At 71.6% G+C, this 16,903-nt stretch carries 12 protein-coding genes; 5 read left to right on the plus strand and 7 right to left on the minus strand.

Annotated elements, in window-relative coordinates:
* Positions 1–382: 382 nt before the first annotated feature.
* Entirely contained in the window at positions 383–1,300 is a 918-nt protein-coding gene (locus OG780_RS39920; protein ID WP_328458707.1) for a DsbA family oxidoreductase, read from the minus strand.
* Between the two features lie 32 nt (positions 1,301–1,332).
* On the minus strand, positions 1,333–1,767 hold the full coding sequence (locus tag OG780_RS39925; protein WP_328456623.1) for an RrF2 family transcriptional regulator: 435 nt from the start codon (positions 1,765–1,767) through the stop codon (positions 1,333–1,335).
* A gap of 138 nt (positions 1,768–1,905) precedes the next feature.
* Here OG780_RS39925 and OG780_RS39930 point away from each other — a divergent pair, with 138 nt between their 5' ends.
* The 3 genes from OG780_RS39930 (at position 1,906) to OG780_RS39940 (ending at position 4,121) form a co-directional block, all read left to right on the plus strand.
* Positions 1,906–2,412, plus strand: coding sequence for a cupin domain-containing protein (locus OG780_RS39930; RefSeq protein WP_328456625.1), 507 nt, complete (start codon positions 1,906–1,908; stop codon positions 2,410–2,412).
* 135 nt (positions 2,413–2,547) lie between these two features.
* Complete coding sequence (locus tag OG780_RS39935) at positions 2,548–3,654, plus strand: enoyl-CoA hydratase/isomerase family protein (RefSeq protein ID WP_328456627.1); 1,107 nt, start codon at positions 2,548–2,550, stop codon at positions 3,652–3,654.
* A gap of 245 nt (positions 3,655–3,899) precedes the next feature.
* Positions 3,900–4,121, plus strand: coding sequence for a CbtB domain-containing protein (locus tag OG780_RS39940; protein WP_326784383.1), 222 nt, complete (start codon positions 3,900–3,902; stop codon positions 4,119–4,121).
* 238 nt (positions 4,122–4,359) lie between these two features.
* Here the strand turns inward: OG780_RS39940 and meaB are convergent, their stop codons facing one another.
* The 3 genes from meaB to OG780_RS39955 are packed head-to-tail and all read right to left on the minus strand — an operon-like array spanning position 4,360 to position 9,322.
* Entirely contained in the window at positions 4,360–5,343 is a 984-nt protein-coding gene (gene meaB / locus OG780_RS39945) for a methylmalonyl Co-A mutase-associated GTPase MeaB (protein ID WP_328456629.1), read from the minus strand.
* Positions 5,340–7,514 carry a methylmalonyl-CoA mutase gene (gene scpA / locus OG780_RS39950; protein WP_328456631.1) on the minus strand — a complete coding sequence of 725 codons (2,175 nt, stop codon included), beginning with the start codon at positions 7,512–7,514 and terminating at the stop codon, positions 5,340–5,342. The genes meaB and scpA overlap by 4 nt, the downstream gene beginning before the upstream one ends.
* Entirely contained in the window at positions 7,514–9,322 is a 1,809-nt protein-coding gene (locus tag OG780_RS39955) for a methylmalonyl-CoA mutase family protein (protein ID WP_328456633.1), read from the minus strand. The genes scpA and OG780_RS39955 overlap by 1 nt, the downstream gene beginning before the upstream one ends.
* 231 nt (positions 9,323–9,553) lie before the next feature.
* Here OG780_RS39955 and OG780_RS39960 point away from each other — a divergent pair, with 231 nt between their 5' ends.
* Positions 9,554–10,051 carry an NUDIX hydrolase gene (locus OG780_RS39960; protein ID WP_328456635.1) on the plus strand — a complete coding sequence of 166 codons (498 nt, stop codon included), beginning with the start codon at positions 9,554–9,556 and terminating at the stop codon, positions 10,049–10,051.
* A 39-nt stretch (positions 10,052–10,090) separates the two neighbouring features.
* Here OG780_RS39960 and OG780_RS39965 read toward each other — a convergent pair whose 3' ends face one another.
* Both OG780_RS39965 and OG780_RS39970 read right to left on the minus strand, forming a co-directional pair.
* Positions 10,091–14,191: a molybdopterin-dependent oxidoreductase gene (locus tag OG780_RS39965; protein WP_443062350.1), complete on the minus strand. Its 4,101-nt coding sequence runs from the start codon at positions 14,189–14,191 to the stop codon at positions 10,091–10,093.
* A gap of 258 nt (positions 14,192–14,449) precedes the next feature.
* On the minus strand, positions 14,450–16,009 hold the full coding sequence (locus tag OG780_RS39970) for a hypothetical protein (RefSeq protein ID WP_328456639.1): 1,560 nt from the start codon (positions 16,007–16,009) through the stop codon (positions 14,450–14,452).
* Positions 16,010–16,524: 515 nt separating this feature from the next.
* Between OG780_RS39970 and OG780_RS39975 the strand changes: the two genes are divergently transcribed.
* Positions 16,525–16,728, plus strand: a complete 204-nt coding sequence (locus OG780_RS39975; RefSeq protein ID WP_037622929.1) for a cold-shock protein — start codon at positions 16,525–16,527, stop codon at positions 16,726–16,728.
* The last annotated feature ends 175 nt before the right edge of the window (positions 16,729–16,903 follow it).

Raw genomic sequence — 16,903 nt, forward strand, 5'->3', positions numbered from 1 at the left:
GGGAGGGCCGGGAGGCCGGGGAGCGGAAACGACGAAACGCTGGGAGAACGGCGCGCGATGACGGGGGCCGGGCGGCGAGTCGGCTCGGGGCCGGTGCCGGAGTCGGCGGGACGGGCGTCAGGCGCCTGGGGGCCGCGGCTGGCGGGCGGTCAGCGACAGAGTGCGCTGCAGGTGCGCCGCAGGTCCACGTAGCGGCACACCACGCCGGGGTGCGTCGTGAGCATGGTGCACATCCTGGGGCCGGTTCTCGGCGGCTGTCAATGGACACCATTTGGTGTCTCATTGGGCGGGACGGGTTCTGACCGCTGATCAGAGCACCGGCAGGGACGGGAGAGGGCTTCACGGCCACCCTCCGCCGCCCTGACCATCCGTCAGGAGGCGCTCAGGGAAAGGCGGGAGTGCCGCGGTCGCGCGCCGGGTGCACGGCGGCCTCGTCCGGGTGCAGCCACAGGGGGCCGTTGCCGGTCTCGACGCGCACGGCGTCCCCGGGAGGCCACGGTCCGTCGCTCAACACCTCCGCCTCCGGGCCGGTCAGGCTCCGGTACCGCGCCAGCGCTTCCGGGGGAGCCGGCCGCGCGGGCTCCGTCAGCAGCCCGGGGCTCAGCTCGTCGAACGCCGCCGCGTACTCCTCGTACGGCCGCCAGCCGGGTACGACGCGCCGCCCCGCGGGAGCGCGGACCAGCAGCGTCGGCAGCGCGTAGCGGTACCCGCCGTCGTCGGTCTCCTTGGCGGCACCGGGATGCGGCGAACCACCGCGCACTGACAGCACCTCGCCGACCGGCCGGCGTGCCTCGGAGCGGTCGGCAAGTACCGCTTCCCGTACGGATGCTGACGCCGCGTCGGCGGCCAGCCGCTCATGGTCGAGGCCGGGCACACCCCGGACCGCGGACAACGCCAGCGCCGGGGTGTCCGCCGGTTCTCCGAGCACGAACACGCTCTCCCGCAGGCGCCGCAGCACCCGCCCGGCGACCTCGTCGCCCTGACGCTCCGCGGCCTTGGCCGCCAGCGAGGACGGCCACGAACTCGCCGCGACCCGGCTCAGCCGCCGTGCCCGCGGTGCCCCCGTGTGAGCGCTGATGTCCTCGACGTACCGCGTGTACCAGGCGGTCTCCGCGGCGGGATCGGGTGGCGGGTCGTCGTCGTGGTCGAACAGGACGCAGTACGCGCGTCGCCAGCGGACCCGGCCCGCCAGTGCGGCCCGGAGCCTGCGGAACACCGGCTCCGATCCCCAGGCCCAGGGACACAGCGGGTCGGTGTACTCCACCACCTCCACCGCTTGCACGGTGTCGACCGCCTCCACCGCTTCCACGATCGGCCGGTCCGGCGGGCGGGTCACGCGGCTCCCTTGTGGCCCATCCGCCCGGCCGCCTCGGCGGGCAGCAGCGCGGCCAGGGTCGTCCCGCCCAGTACCGCCGCGGCGTCCGCCTCGATACGACGCCAGACCCCGGGCAGTCCGGACGCGGCCCCCGGATAGTCGAGTCCGGCCAGTGGCTCGCCCCGCAAGGTGATCAGCTCACCGTCCACGGCGCGTACGACGTCCAGCAGAGTGATCTCGTCGGCGGGCCGGCCGAGCCAGTACCCGCCCTCGCAGCCGCGCTGGCTGCGTACCAGGCCGGCCCTGCGCAACTCGCCCACCACGGACTTCAGGAAGCGGAACGGAACATGCTGCGAGGATGCTATGGCCTCACAGGTGAGCGGGCGGGCCGGTTCGCGGGCGAGCTCCAGCAGAGCTCGCGTGGCGTAGTCCGCCTTCGCGGAGATATGCATGGGCCCATGATGCCCGACCAGGTGTGCGCCGACGGGGTCTCCACGGGTTCCCCACGTACATTGCGGGAACATTGCCGCAGGTGAAGCGCAATGGATACCTCTTGACATCCTTTTCCGGGCCGCTCTAGCGTCCCCTCCATGAGCGAGCCGTCGACAACCCCCGGCGAAGGTTTCCACCCCCATCTCCCGGACGCCGAAACGCAGTCCGTACGCCCCCTGCGCACCCGCCTGCACCACATCCGCGCCGACGCCCTCGACGGTGACACGGCGCAGACCGGTGGCATGCGCAGATTCGCCGCCGTCAGCGGCACCACCGGTTCCGAGAAGCTGTGGATGGGCCAGACCCACGTCGCCCCTTCCACCGCCTCCTCGGACCACCACCACGGAGCCTCCGAGACCGCCATCTATGTGGTCAGCGGACACCCCGAGTTCGTCTTCCTCGACGACTCGGGGGAAGAACCCGAGGAAGTGCGGCTGCGCACCTCACCCGGTGACTACATCTTCGTGCCGCCGTTCGTGCCGCACCGCGAGGAGAACCCCGACCCCGCACAGGAGGCCGTCGTCGTCATCGCCCGCAGCACCCAGGAGGCGATCGTGGTCAACCTGCCGGGGCTGTACGTGCTGCGGGACGGGGAAGAGGGCTGACGGCACAGGCTGTTCGATCACTCGGTGGGTACGGTAGCGAGGACGACGTCGTGACCTGCGACGCGACCGGACCGTGGAAGGAACCACCGAGATCATGCGCGTCATCGTGGCCCGCCGCCTGACGGAGGCGTTCGGATGAGCGGCACCGAGGTACCGGGCGCCGCCGGGGAATCCGTCCTGCTGCGCACCGAGGGGCGGGTCGCCCACATCACCCTCAACCGGCCCAGGGCGCTGAACGCGCTGAACCACGCGATGGTGCGCCGCATCGACCGGGCGCTCACCGGCTGGGAGCACGATCCGGCCGTCGGGACCGTGGTCATCACCGGCGCCGGGGAGCGCGGGCTGTGCGCGGGCGGCGACATCCGAGTCGTCCACGACGACGCGCGCGACGGGGACGGCACCGCGTCCGCCGCGTTCTGGCGCGACGAGTACCACCTCAACGCCCGTATCGCTCGCTACCCCAAGCCGTACGTGGCGGTCATGGACGGCATCGTCATGGGCGGCGGCGTCGGAATCTCCGCGCACGGCAGCGTCCGGATCGTCACCGAACGCTCCCGCGTCGCCATGCCCGAGACCGGCATCGGTTTCGTCCCCGACGTCGGCGGCACCTACCTGCTCGCCCTCGCCCCGGGCGAACTTGGCACCCACCTCGCCCTCACGGGCGCTTCCATCGGCGCAGGCGACGCGCTGTTGTGCGGCCTCGCCGACCACTATCTGCCGTCCTCCGCGCTCCGGCGGTTCGTGTCCGACCTCGCGGACCGGCCCGTACCGGAGGCCGTGGCGGCTCACGCGCGGCCCGCGCCACCGGCGGAACTCGCGGAGCGGCGCGAGTGGATCGACGCCTGCTATAGCGCCGACACCGTCGAGGAGATCATCCGGCGCCTGCTCGCGGCGGACGACCCGGCCGCCAAGGAGACGGCGGAGATTCTCCTCGGCAACTCGCCCACCGCCCTGAAGGTCACGCTGGCCGCCCTGCGCCGGGCCCGGCGGCTCGGATCCCTGGAGCGCGTTCTGGACCAGGAGTACCGCGTCTCCTGCGCGGCCCTGTCCGCCCCCGACCTGGTCGAGGGTGTCCGGGCTCAGATCATCGACAAGGACCGCGAGCCGCGCTGGTCCCCGGCCACGCTCGCCGAGGTCACCGACGCCGACGTCGAGCGCTTCTTCTCTCCCCTCGGTGAGCGTGAACTCGGGCTGTCCGACGACGAGTCAGGCACCGGCGGGGACACGGCGGGGCAGGACTGAGCACAGCGCGTCACCCGGGACGAGAGGAAGATCACCCCGGTCGGCGCGGTCTTGGCCAGGTACGCGCCACGCGGTACGGTCGGTCCGATAACGATGACGTCAAGACGGAAGCCGGTGGAGATCCGGCACGGTCGCGCCACTGTGAACGAGACGCTCCAGCCATGCTGGGCGCCCGTGAGTCAGACCCGTAGGCGTCATCCTGTGCACCACCGAGATGGGACGCGAACTCCCGAGGAGGTCCTGCCATGGCGCAGACCGTCGCTCCGCCGACAGCCACCACCCCCGCTCTTCCCGCCAAACTGCCGATCGGTGCGATCGTCCCCTGGGCGGCCTTCTTCGGCATCCTGATGCTGGTCCTGCTGTACTTCGTCGGCGCCGAACAGGGCGCCACCTCCGTCGTCTCCGGCGAGAACGTCCACGAGTGGGTGCACGACGCCCGCCACCTGCTCGGTTTCCCCTGTCACTGACGCGAGGGACACCTGCTCGTGCGAGGCACGCTCGTCGGCCTCGCGGCCGGTGTACTCGCCCTGGCCGTCGCCTACTTGCTCGGTGAACCGACTACACCGCAGGCCCCCGGAATCCTTCCGGGGGCCTGTCGTCCTGTACGGGCCGCGACGGACGGCTGCGGGGAGCCGGGCCCGTCGCGGGTCACCGCGGGTGTGAGCGGTGGCCGGGCTCCGACCTGCCCCGCCACCGCCGTCCGACTCAGCGGCCTTCGCCGCCGAACACCTTCAGAATGCGTTCCGCCGCGAGTGTGGCCGTCAACCCGCCCTCCCGTACCTGCCGTTCGAGGTCGGGGGCGAGCGCCCGGACGGCCTGATCGGAGTGCAGGCGGCCGAGAAGCTCGTCCCGGACCATCGTCCAGGTCCAGTCCACCTGCTGGTCACGGCGCTTCTCGGCGAGACGGCCGGTCGAGTCGAGCAGTGTGCGGTGCTGTTCCAGGCGGTCCCAGACCGTGTCCAGGCCGGCCGACTCGCGGGCGCTGCAACTCAGCACCGGAGGCGTCCAGGCCGCGTCCCTGCCGTGCATCAGCCGCAGGGCGCCCGCGAGTTCACGCGCGGCGGACTGGGCGTCGCGCGCGTGCGGGCCGTCCGCCTTGTTGACGGCGATCACGTCGGCCAGCTCCAGGACACCCTTCTTGATGCCCTGCAACTGGTCCCCGGTGCGGGCCAGCGTCAACAGCAGGAAGGAGTCGACCATGTTCGCGACCCCGGTCTCCGACTGGCCGACGCCGACGGTCTCCACGAGTACCACGTCGTAGCCGGCCGCCTCCATCACCACGATCGACTCGCGGGTCGCCTTCGCCACCCCGCCGAGCGTGCCGGCGGTGGGGGAGGGGCGGATGAACGCGGCCGGGTCCACGGCCAGGCGCTCCATACGGGTCTTGTCGCCGAGGATCGAGCCGCCGGTACGGCTGGAGGACGGGTCGACGGCGAGCACCGCGACCCGGTACCCCAGCGAGGTCAGCATGGTGCCGAACGCGTCGATGAACGTCGACTTGCCCACGCCCGGCACCCCGCTGACGCCGATCCGCCGGGCCTTCCCGCTGTACGGGAGCAGCTCGGTCAGCAACTCCTGCGCCAGCGCCCGGTGCTGGGGCCGGGTGGACTCGACGAGTGTGATGGCGCGGGCGACCAGCGCCCGCTTCCCGTCGAGCACACCCTTGACATAGGTGTCGAGTTGGATCACAGGTCGTGCCCGAGGTCGGCAGAGAGCCGCTGGACGAGGTCGTACGCCGCGTCCGGGATCACCGTCCCGGGCGGGAAGACCGCCGCCGCGCCCATCTCCAGCAGCGTCGGCACGTCCTGCGGCGGGATCACCCCGCCGACCACGACCATGATGTCCTCGCGGCCCTCCGCCGCCAACTCCTCGCGCAGCGCCGGGACGAGGGTGAGATGCCCCGCGGCCAGCGACGAGACGCCCACGATGTGCACGTCCGCCTCCACCGCCTGGCGGGCGACCTCGCCCGGCGTCTGGAACAGCGGGCCGACGTCGACGTCGAAGCCCAGGTCGGCGAAGGCGGTCGCGATCACCTTCTGGCCGCGGTCGTGACCGTCCTGGCCCATCTTGGCGACCAGGATGCGCGGGCGACGGCCCTCGGCCTCCTCGAACGCGTCCACCAGGGTGCGGGTGCGGTCCACGGACGGGGACTCCCCTGCCTCGTTGCGGTACACCCCGGAGATCGTACGGATCTGGCCCGCGTGCCGCCCGTACACCTTCTCCAGGGCGTCGGAGATCTCACCGACGGTGGCCATCGCGCGGGCCGCGCGCACCGCCAGCTCCAGCAGGTTGCCCTCACCGCCCGCCGCCCGCGTCAGGTCCTCCAGCGCGTCCTGGCACGCCCGCTCGTCGCGCTCGGCCCGCAGCCGCCGCAGCTTCTCGATCTGCTGCGTGCGCACGGAGGAGTTGTCGACCTTGAGGACGTCGATCTTCTCGTCGGTCTCGACCCGGTACTTGTTGACGCCGATGACCGGCTGGCGGCCGGAGTCGATGCGGGCCTGGGTGCGGGCCGCCGCCTCCTCGATCCGGAGCTTGGGGATGCCGGCGTCGATGGCCTGCGCCATGCCGCCCGCCGCCTCGACCTCCTCGATGTGCTGCCAGGCCCTGCGAGCGAGGTCGTACGTCAGCTTCTCGATGTACGCGCTGCCGCCCCACGGGTCGATGACCCGGGTCGTGCCGGACTCCTGCTGGATCAGCAACTGGGTGTTGCGGGCGATCCGCGCGGAGAAGTCGGTCGGCAGGGCCAGCGCCTCGTCCAGGGCGTTGGTGTGCAGCGACTGGGTGTGGCCCTGGGTGGCGGCCATGGCCTCCACGCATGTACGCGTCACGTTGTTGAAGACGTCCTGCGCGGTGAGCGACCAGCCGGAGGTCTGCGAATGGGTGCGCAGGGAAAGGGACTTGGCGTTCTGCGGGTCGAACTGCTTCACCAGTTTCGCCCACAGCAGGCGCGCCGCCCGCAGCTTGGCGACCTCCATGAAGAAGTTCATGCCGATCGCCCAGAAGAACGAGAGCCGCGGCGCGAACGCGTCCACGTCCAGGCCCGCCTCGCGGCCCGCCCGGATGTACTCGACGCCGTCCGCGAGCGTGTACGCCAGCTCCAGGTCGGCCGTCGCGCCCGCCTCCTGGATGTGGTACCCGGAGATCGAGATGGAGTTGTAGCGCGGCATCCGCTGCGAGGTGTACGCGAAGATGTCGGAGATGATCCGCATCGACGGCTTCGGCGGATAGATGTAGGTGTTGCGGACCATGAACTCCTTCAGAATGTCGTTCTGAATGGTCCCGGCCAGCTTCTCGGGCGGCACGCCCTGTTCCTCGGCCGCCACGATGTACAGCGCGAGGACGGGCAGTACGGCGCCGTTCATCGTCATCGACACGGTCATCTTGTCCAGCGGGATGCCGTCGAAGAGCTGCCGCATGTCGTAGATGGAGTCGATGGCCACGCCCGCCATGCCGACGTCGCCCGTCACACGCGGATGGTCGCTGTCGTAACCGCGGTGCGTGGGAAGGTCGAAGGCGATCGACAGGCCCTTCTGGCCCGCGGCGAGGTTGCGGCGGTAGAAGGCGTTGGACTCCTCCGCCGTGGAGAAGCCCGCGTACTGGCGGATGGTCCAGGGCTGGTTGACGTACATCGTCGGGTACGGACCGCGCAGGTACGGTGCCATGCCCGGGTACGTGTCCAGGAAGTCCAGGCCTTCCGTGTCACGGCCGGTGTACAGCGGCTTGACCGCGATGCCCTCCGGGGTCTCCCAGAACGCCTCGCTCCCGCCCGTGGCCTTCTCTGCGGCGGCACTCCACTCGTCGGCGCTGCCTTCGGTGGTGGGCGTCCCCAGTTCGATTCCGGAGAAGTCGGGGATTCCCATCAGGACACTCCCATGCGGTCGAGGGTGGCGGAGAGGACGGCGACGGCGTCGCAGCCCGCGAAGACATAGGAGTCGACACCGGCGTACCCCGCGGGGCGGCCGGCCAGGAAGACGTGCCGGGCCCCGGCCGCCGCGAGGGCCTCGGCGGTGCTCACGGCCCGCTCCTCGTACAGCGCGTCGCTGGAGCACAGGCAGGCCTCGGTGGCACCGCTGTCCTCGAACGAGCCGTCCGTGACGGCCTCGATGCCGCCGGCCTGGAACAGGTTCGCGACGAAGGTGCTCCGCGCCGTGTGCGCGGCGGCCGGGCCGATCGTGGCGAGATAGATCCGGGGGCGGGCCCCGGTGGCGGCGAGATGCGCGTCGGACCGGGCCCGCAGCGCCTCGTACGCCTCGTCGCGGCGCACCCGCGGCAGTCCGCCGGACGGTGCCTCGGGAGCGGGCTCGCGCTCCACCGGGCGCTCCGCCAGATGCGGGAACTCGCTGACGCCGGTGATCGGTTCGCGCCGCTTGGCGAGCTTGACCGAACGGGCCGCCCAGGTGTCCGCCAGGTCGCGCGCCAGCCGGCCCGAGCGCAGGACCGCGGCCTGGCCGCCGTCCCGCTCGATCCCCTGGAAGAACTCCCAGCCGGCGTGGGCGAGTTCGTCGGTCAGCTTCTCCACGTACCAGGAGCCGCCCGCCGGGTCGATCACCCGGGACAGGTGCGACTCCTCGATGAGGATCGTGGAGGTGTTGCGGGCGATGCGCCGCGCGAACGCGTCCGGCAGACCGAGAGCGTGGTCGAAGGGGAGGACGGTGACGGAGTCGGCGCCGCCGACACCGGCCGCGAGCGTCGCGATGGTCGCGCGCAGCATGTTCACCCACGGGTCGCGGCGCGACATCATCACCGGCGAGGTCACGGCGTGCTGCACCTGCGCACCCGCGCCCGGCGCCCCGCACACCTCGGCGATCCGGGCCCACAGCCTGCGCGCCGCCCGCAGCTTGGCGATCGTCAGGAACTGGTCGGCGGTCGCGGCGTACCGGAACTCCAGCTGCGCACAGGCCTGTTCGACGGACAGGCCCGCCTCGGTCAGCTCGCGCAGATAGGCGACACCGGTCGCCAGGGAGGCGCCCAGCTCCTGCGCGGGCGAGCCGCCCGCCTCGTGGTACGGGAGCGCGTCGACGGTCAGCGCCCGGAGTCCGGGGTACTCGGCGGCGCACCGCGCGGCGAGCGGGACGACCGCGGCGAAGTCCATCGGGGCCCCCGTACGGGCCTCGTGGCCGAGCGGGTCCGCGCCGAGGTTGCCGCGCGCGGCGCTCGGCGCGACGCCTCGTGCCGCGTACAGCCGCAGCAACTCCTGGGCCGCCGCTTCGACGTCAGGTCCCGCGTCGAGGACGACAGGCGCCAGATCGAGGTAGACGCCGTCCAGGACCGCTTCGAGCGAGGGGACCGGAATGCCGCCCTCGCCGACCGTGAGCCACAGCGACGTGACGCCGTTCTCCAGGTCGCCGAGGACCAGGGCGTTGTCCGCCGCCGTGTGCCGCTGCCGTACGTCCCAGCCGCCCGCGGTGTTGCCCTCGGGCCTGCTGCCCCGGACGAACGGGGCGAAGCCGGGGAAACCGGCGTCGGCGGCTGTGTCACGCGCGGTGTAGAGGGGCCTGGAGGCGAGACCGTCCTCGAGCGTTGTGGTCAGCACGTCTTCGGCTGCCGCGCCCGAGGCCTCCTTGCCCGATTTGCGCAGCACGCCTTCTACCAGGAGCTGCCACTGGTCATGGGTCGCGGAAGGGAACTCGGCGGCCAGCGCGAGCCCGTCGTTGGGCAGGACTGTCATGCTCGGATGCTAGGTCAGACCGCTAGGGCGACAGCAGAGGCGAAGCCTGTGACCTTGACCTCTTGGTTTCGGTGATCCAGATCTCAGCCGTCGGGCGGGGCCTTCGCCCGCCGCTGGGAGGACAGCCCGGGAAGCCTCACCCCGGGCGAATACGCCGACCTGGTGGTGCTCTGCCGACGCCGTCCGGGCTGATCGACAGACAGCCCCGCCCGGCTCTGTCAGGGTGAACCGATGCGGATACCCAGGCAGGCAGCCAGAGTCGCGGTGCTGGACCCGGCGGGCGCCGTCTTCATGTTCCGGTACGACAACGAGGAGGTCGGCGTCCACTGGGCGTTGCCCGGCGGCGGAATGGATCCGGGGGAGACCCCGCTCCAGGCCGCCGTGCGCGAGGTGCGGGAGGAGACGGGCTGGACGGACATCGAGCCCGGCGGCACGGCGTTGTGCTTCTGGGAACACGACTTCACCCGCGTCGGTGTCCCCGTACGGCAGTACGAGCACATCTTCCTCGCGTACGGCCCTCGCAGGCAGCCGGGCGGTGAGCTGGCCGCCTCGCAGGCGGCGGAAGGCATTCTCGGCGGGAGATGGTGGTCGCCGCGCGACCTCTCGGAAGCGGCGGAACCTCTGTGGCCGCCCCGGCTTCCGGAACTGCTGGCCTCGGTACGGCGGGACGGTCCGCCCACGACGCCCGTCGACCTCGGTTTCATGCCCGACGGCGGCCTCGCGCCCTGAGCGGGAGCGAGGCCCCGCGTTCGGCGGGGCCCGCCTCGATCAGTACACGTCGCGGACGTACCGCTTCTCGGCCGCGAGTTGTTTGACGTACGCGGCGGCGCCCTCCGCGCTGTGGCCGCCGTGGGCGACGGCGATGTCCCGGAGGGCCTGGTCGACGTCCTTGGCCATGCGGGAGGCGTCGCCGCACACATAGAAGTGCGCTCCGTCGCGGAGCCAGGACCACAGCTGGGAACCGTGCTCGCGCATCCGGTCCTGGACGTAGACCTTGGCGCGCTGGTCGCGGGAGAAGGCCGTGTCGAGGCGGCCGAGGGTGCCGTCGGCGAGGAGGCCGGCGAGCTCCTCCTCGTAGTAGAAGTCGGTGGCCCGGTGCTGCTCTCCGAAGAACAGCCAGTTGGGCGCGCGGTGGCCGAGGGCCCGTCGTTCGTGCAGGAAACCCATGAAGGGCGCGACCCCGGTGCCGGGGCCCACCATCACCATGGGGGTGGCGGGGTCGACCGGCGGCCGGAACCTCGGGGAGGACTGGACGAAGACCGGTACCGGTGTGCCGGGGGCCGCGTCGGCGAGAAAGGGTGAGCAGACGCCCTGGCGCGGTCGTCCGGCGTGGTTCTCGTAGCGGACGACGGAGACCGTGAGCGAGACGAGGTGCGGGTCGGTCAGCGGGCTGGAGGATATGGAGTACAGCCGGGGCTGGAGCGGCCTCAGCATGTCGGCCCACTCCTGGGCGTCCGCCCGGACCGGGTGTTCGGCGATGAGGTCGACCGCCTGACGGCCCCAGGACCACTGGGCCAGTTCGTCCTTGTTGTCGGGGCGCAGGAGCTTCTTCAGGACCCGGTCGTGCGTGCGTTCGGCGACGAAGCGCAGCATCCCGGGAGTGATCCGGGTGATGTCCAGATGCCGGTGCAGGGCGTCGTGGAAGGGCACCTCCCCGCCGCCTTCCAGACGCACGGTGCCGTCCGGCGCGAGTCCGGTCGCGGCCAGCCATTCCGCGACGAGTTCCGGGCCGTTGACGGGGCGTACGCCGAGGGCGTCGCCGGCCTGGTACACGAGCGGGGTCTCGCTGTCGCGGGTGTCGAAGGTGAAGCGCCGGACCTCCTTGCCCGCGCCGGGCAGGCTGAGCAGCCGGTTTCCGGCCAGACGGGCGGTGACGGGGCCCGGCCTCCTCGGCGGGGCGGCGGACGGCGGTGCCGGGGGAGGGGACGCTCCCGGCGCGGCCGTCTCCACGGTGTCGTCGGTCAGGGAGGTGAGGACCTGATCGAGCCAGGCCGTGGCCGAGGACCCGTAGTCGGGTTCGCAGTCGGTGCGCGGTGCGAGGCGTACGGCCCCCAGTTCGTCGAGGCGCCGGTCGAGGCGGCGGCCGTGCCCGCAGAAGTCGTCGTACGAGGAGTCGCCCAACGCGAGGACCGCGTAGCGCAGGCCGTCCAGTCGGGGAGTGTCGGGAGCGGCCAGGGCGTCCCAGAACCCGGAGCCGTTGTCGGGCGCGTCACCGTCACCGAAGGTGCTCGTGATCAGGAGGACATCGGCGCCGGCGGGGAGTTCCCCCGGGTGGGCGTCGTGCATGCCGACCAGAGTGGCCTTGTGCCCGGTGGTGGTCAGCCGGTCGGTGGCGGCCGTGGCGAACTCCTCGGCGTTGCCGGTCTGCGAGGCCCACAGGACGACGACCTCCCGGACGGGGCCGGCGGGCGCCGGGGCCGGGGGCGGTGTTCCCGGAACGGCCCGGGAGTACATGCCGGCGAGCACCCCGTTCACCCACAGGGCGTGCTCGGGGCTGAAGGGCGCGCCCGGAGGCAGCACCGGTACGCCGGGAGCGCCCGGTTCGATGCCGGCGAGGAAGCCGACCAGATACCGCCGCTCGTGCTCTGCCAGGACCGGTGGCGGGGCGGGCTCGAGCCCGAAGACGCCCGCGGGACCCGCGGGCAGGGCGGCCGGCAGGCCCGGCCTCCCGGTCACGGCGGCCGCCGCGAGGGCCGGAACCGCGCCGGCCCCGCTCCCGGGTCCCGTCGTGACCGTGACTGCGGCCGCGACCGTGGCCGTTCGCGGTGCCGTCACGGACACCGGAGTCGCCACCTTGGTCAGCGACACCGCGCACACCTTGAACTCCGGCTGGAAGGACAGCGGGTCCACGGCGTCGCTCGTGACGGCGTTGACGCTCAGGTATTCACCGAACAGGTCGTTCCAGTGGAAGGGCGCGAAGCAGCAGCCCGGCCGTACCCGATCGGTCACCACCGCGGGCAGCACCGCCCTGCCGCGCCGGGAGGCGACCTCCACCGAGTCGCCGTCGGCGACACCGAGCGCGGCGGCGTCGTCCGGGTGCAGCTCCACGAAGGGCCCGGGGTTGAGCTTGTTCAGCTTGGCGACCCTGCCCGTCTTGGTGAGGGTGTGCCACTGGTGCTGCACCCTGCCGGTGTTCAGGACGTACGGGTAGTCGTCGTCCGGCATCTCGGCGGGAGCGATGTGCGGGCGGGCGTGGAACACCGCCCGGCCGCTCGCCGTGGGGAACACCGGGCCCCCGCCGTCCTCTTCCACGTAGCGGATCGGATTGCGGTCGGGACCGTCCTCGCGCGCGGAGGGCCACTGCACCGGGGTGGAGCGCAGCCGCTCGTAGCTGACGCCCCGCAGGTCGTAGCCCGTCTTCGGATTGTGGGCGCGCTTGATCTCCTCGAAGACCTCTTCCGCGCTGTCGTAGGAGAAGCCCCGCTCGTATCCCATCGCGCGGGCGACGGCGGCGATGATCCGCCAGTCCGCCATCGCCTCCCCGGGCGGATCCACCGCGGGCCGGGCGAGCGTGACATTGCGCTCGCTGTTGACGAGGACGCCCTCGGTCTCGGTCCACAGCGCCCCCGGCAGGACGACATCCGCGTACGCGTTGGTCTCCGTCTCGGCGAACACGTCCTGGGTGACGACGAACTCGGCCCGCTCCAGGCCCTCGATGACGGTCTTGCGGTTGGCCACGGACGCGACGGGGTTGGTGCAGATGATCCAGCACGCCTTGATGTCCCCGTCGGCCATCTTCCGGAACATCTCGACCGTGCCCTGACCGACCCCGTCCTCGCGGACCGTGCCGGGGGCCAGTTCCCACAGCTCCTCGACGAAGGCGCGCTCCGCGTCGACCAGCACCGACCGCTGTCCGGGCAGGCCCGGACCCATGTATCCCATCTCCCGGCCGCCCATGGCGTTGGGCTGGCCGGTCAGCGAGAACGGGCCGCTGCCGGTCCGGCAGATCGCCCCCGTCGCCAGGTGCAGGTTCACCAGCGCGTTGGTGTTCCAGGTGCCGTGCGTGGACTGGTTCAGGCCCATGGTCCAGCAGCTCATCCACTCCCCGGCCTCGCCGATGAGCCGGGCCGCCTCGCGTATGTCGTCCTCCGCCACGCCCGTGATCGCGGCGACCGTGGCGGGCGGGTAGTCGGCCAGGAACTCCGGCATCGCCTCCCATCCCTCGGTGTGCGCGGCGATGAAGGCTTCGTCCGTGTGCCCGTTCTCGTACAGCAGGTGCAGCAGACCGTTGAGCAGCGCCAGGTCCGTGCCGGGCCGGACCGGCAGGAACAGGTCCGCCTTGTCGGCGGTCGCGGTGCGCCGCGGGTCGACGACGATCAGCCGGGCGCCGCCCGACCTGACCCGGTCCATCATCCGCAGGAACAGGATGGGATGGCAGTCGGCCATGTTGGAGCCGATCACGAGGAAGACGTCGGCGTGCTCGAAGTCCTGGTAGGAGCCGGGCGGGCCGTCCGCGCCCAGCGACAGCTTGTATCCGGTGCCCGCGCTGGCCATGCACAGCCGGGAGTTCGACTCGATCTGGTTGGTCCCGACGAAACCCTTGGCCAGCTTGTTCGCCAGGTACTGGGCCTCCAGGCTCATCTGCCCGGACACGTAGAACGCGAAGGCGTCCGGGCCGTGCTCGTCGATCACCGCGCGGAGCCGACGGGCCGTCTCGGCGATCGCCGCGTCCACCGGCGAGGGCTCGGCCTCCGCTCCCCGTTCGGCGCGCACGAGGGCCGAGGACAGACGTCCGGGAGCGGCGAGCATGTCGGCCGTGGTCGCGCCCTTGGTGCACAGACGCCCAAAGTTGGCGGGGTGCGCCTTGTCGCCGGACGCCTTCAGGACCGTACGCCGTCCGTCGGGCCCCATACCGACGTCGAGAACCATCCCGCAGCCGACACCGCAGTACGAGCAGACCGTCCGCACCTGCTGGGTGGTCGTGGTCACGAGCGGCCCTCCGTGTGATCGGTACCTTCCTCCACCGACGCTACGAAGGACCCATTACGCGGTTGTCACGCCGCTCGATCACCGGGGGTTACGCGCTCCACACACCGCTGCTCCGGGGCTTGTGAGGTGTGGTCCGTGCCGCGTGGCCTGCGCCGATGACGGGGTGCCCGGACTCGCGCCGGGCGCCCCGTCACCGTTTCAGTAACCGAAGCTCGTGGTGGTGTACGCACACTCCGTGTAGATGTAGCCCGGTGACAGTTTGGCGGTGTCCGAGGCGGGGGACTTCCCGGTGCCGCTCCGGGACTTGTGCACGAAGTAGGTGGTGCCGACGGGCAGATGGATGGTCCGCTGCGGGTAGTGTTTGCCGCTGTCGCTGCACGGCTTGAAGCCGATTCCCAGCGTGCTGCCCAGCGAGTACGAGGAGCAGCCCCCGCAGGCCTTGAGGTTGAAGCTCCCCGTCACAGGTCCCGTGTACAGGACCGTTACCTCGTCGGGGCTGTCGTTCTTGACCGTGACGGTGATGCTGCCGCCCGACGCCGTCGTCGGCAGACGCTTCCCGGCCGCGGGCACGGTCTGCGCGACCTCCGCGGCGATGGCGATCTTCTGGGCGCGCGCCCGGTTCTTGTGGTGCGGGTTGTTCTTGGCGAAGTCGTTCATGGTGGTGACGGCGTCGGCGAAGCTCCCGTCCTTGTACTGGTCGACACCGCAGGCGTACGCGCCCGAACGCGCGCTCTGCGAGGCCCGGTCGGCGTCCTTTCCGAGGGCGTCGGCCACACCGGCCTTTTCCCCGGGCAGTCCGCGGACCTGGGTGTCGAGGGTGCCGAGCCGCTTCACGGCGGTGCACGGGTCGTCGCCGCCCACGGCGCCGACCACCTTGTCGACCGCGCTCTTCACGGCGGGCTCGACCTTCCCGGCCTGCGCGGACCTGGGGAAGGTCGACAGCAGCTCGCCGAACTGTGCGGTCCAGCCCGCTTCCCCGCCGCTCAGGGACGCCGCCGCGCAGGCGTAGAGCGACGTGGCCAGCCGGTCGTCGGGCCAGTGGGCGAGGTTTCCCAGCGCCTTCTTGTCCATGGTGCCCGGCAGCGTACGCAGGTACTGCAAGGGCGGTACGGCGGAGCAGTAGTCCTTTCGCGCGTACGGGGCGGCGACGGTGGCGTAGTAGGTCTTGAGCCGGTCGGGCACTCGCCGGGCCGCGCGTGAGCCCGGGTGGTCCTCGCCGAGCGCGCTGTAGGCGGCCAGAGCGCGGCGATAGCCGGCCTCGGCCGTCGCAAAGTCCTGCTTCCCGGACTGTCCGACCAGCTTGTCGGCCCGGTCGAGCCGGTCGAGGAGCATCCGTTCCGTCGCCTCGTCGCGCGCTCCGTCGTACAGGACGACTCCCCCCGCGGGCACGGCCAGCAGGACGACGCCGAGCACCGCCGCGATCAACGCGCTGGGCAGCAGCGCCAACCGGGCCCGCAGGCCCACGGACGCGCCGTGCGCGGCGGCCAGCGCCAGGAAGACCAGGTAGAGCACGAGCGCGGTGCCCGGGACCCCGTCGGGGTCCGCGGGCAGGGCCACCACGAGCAGGATCGCCGTCGCGACCCAGCAGACGGCCATCAGCCCCCAGCGCCGCACGACGGCATAACCGAGCCCGAGTCCGCTGAGGTTGAGCAACGCCACCGCGAGGGCCCGCCAGAGGTTGGCGGGAGCGGGCGGCGGCGCGGCCGGCATCGGCGGAACGACGAAGCCGTCACGAGCACTTTGATGATCCCAGGACATGACGGTCCCCCCCGTCGATCACGCCTGAAGCTACCTGACTTGTCAGCGTACGGACAGTCAACGACCTGCGACAGTGCCCGCGTCGACTCTCTGCGCCCCGCCCGCCAATCCGAACGGCGGCGCCCCGCACGTCGCACACGAAGTGACCGCGTCTTCTCATCGTGTTCTGCGTCACGTGGGGCGGCGCCGTCCGCGAGCCTTTTCGGCGCTGCCCTGACAGGTGTACGTGACCATGAGCCATGGGGCGGCCGCGTTACGACGTTGCCCGACGACCGGGGCCGGACGCGGACATCGGGCCGTCGTGAGGCGTGTGTGTCTGCAGTGGCGCCGCACCTGACGGCCTTCGCTCTCTGGTGAGAGGCGCTCTCGCCGTGTAACGTCGCTGGCAGATGTCGTGGTTCGCAGTACCTGCCCGCGCCGTGGTGCGGGCGTTTTGCTGTGCAGTGCCCGAGGACCAGGACGACTACCTCCGGGTTCGCGCGGTGCGGACCCGTCATCGAGTGAGAGGCACTGGCATGGCCAGCGGAACTGTCAAGTGGTTCAACGCCGAAAAGGGTTTCGGTTTCATCGCGCAGGACGGCGGCGGCCCCGACGTCTTCGCGCACTACTCCAACATCAACGCCACTGGCTTCCGTGAGCTCCAGGAAGGCCAGGCCGTGACGTTCGACATCACCCAGGGTCAGAAGGGCCCGCAGGCGGAGAACATCACCCCCGCCTGATTTCCGCGTCACGTCCGCACGGCGCCTCGCCGAACACTTTCGGTCGAGGCGTCGTGCGGGACGACGGACGACAAAGACTGGCCGTTCCCCCAAGAGGGGCGGCCGGGCCGCGTACTGACACAGCGGCAGCGTGCGACATGCCTGCGGCGGGCGGTATCCGCCCTTTCCGGCGCCT

Origin of the sequence: Streptomyces sp. NBC_00386 (assembly GCF_036063235.1) — a bacterium.
In the GTDB taxonomy this organism is placed as follows: Bacteria; Actinomycetota; Actinomycetes; order Streptomycetales; family Streptomycetaceae; genus Streptomyces.

Bases quoted from the DNA above. Each gene is read 5' to 3' on its own strand.
- OG780_RS39965 (WP_443062350.1), bottom strand. From the start codon at position 14,191: ATGGTTCTCGACGTCGGTATGGGGCCCGACGGACGGCGTACGGTCCTG.
- scpA (WP_328456631.1), bottom strand. From the start codon at position 7,514: ATGGGAATCCCCGACTTCTCCGGAATCGAACTGGGGACGCCCACCACC.
- OG780_RS39970 (WP_328456639.1), bottom strand. From the start codon at position 16,009: ATGTCCTGGGATCATCAAAGTGCTCGTGACGGCTTCGTCGTTCCGCCG.
- OG780_RS39935 (WP_328456627.1), top strand. From the start codon at position 2,548: ATGAGCGGCACCGAGGTACCGGGCGCCGCCGGGGAATCCGTCCTGCTG.
- OG780_RS39975 (WP_037622929.1), top strand. From the start codon at position 16,525: ATGGCCAGCGGAACTGTCAAGTGGTTCAACGCCGAAAAGGGTTTCGGT.
- OG780_RS39940 (WP_326784383.1), top strand. From the start codon at position 3,900: ATGGCGCAGACCGTCGCTCCGCCGACAGCCACCACCCCCGCTCTTCCC.
- OG780_RS39925 (WP_328456623.1), bottom strand. From the start codon at position 1,767: ATGCATATCTCCGCGAAGGCGGACTACGCCACGCGAGCTCTGCTGGAG.
- OG780_RS39930 (WP_328456625.1), top strand. From the start codon at position 1,906: ATGAGCGAGCCGTCGACAACCCCCGGCGAAGGTTTCCACCCCCATCTC.
- OG780_RS39955 (WP_328456633.1), bottom strand. From the start codon at position 9,322: ATGACAGTCCTGCCCAACGACGGGCTCGCGCTGGCCGCCGAGTTCCCT.
- OG780_RS39960 (WP_328456635.1), top strand. From the start codon at position 9,554: ATGCGGATACCCAGGCAGGCAGCCAGAGTCGCGGTGCTGGACCCGGCG.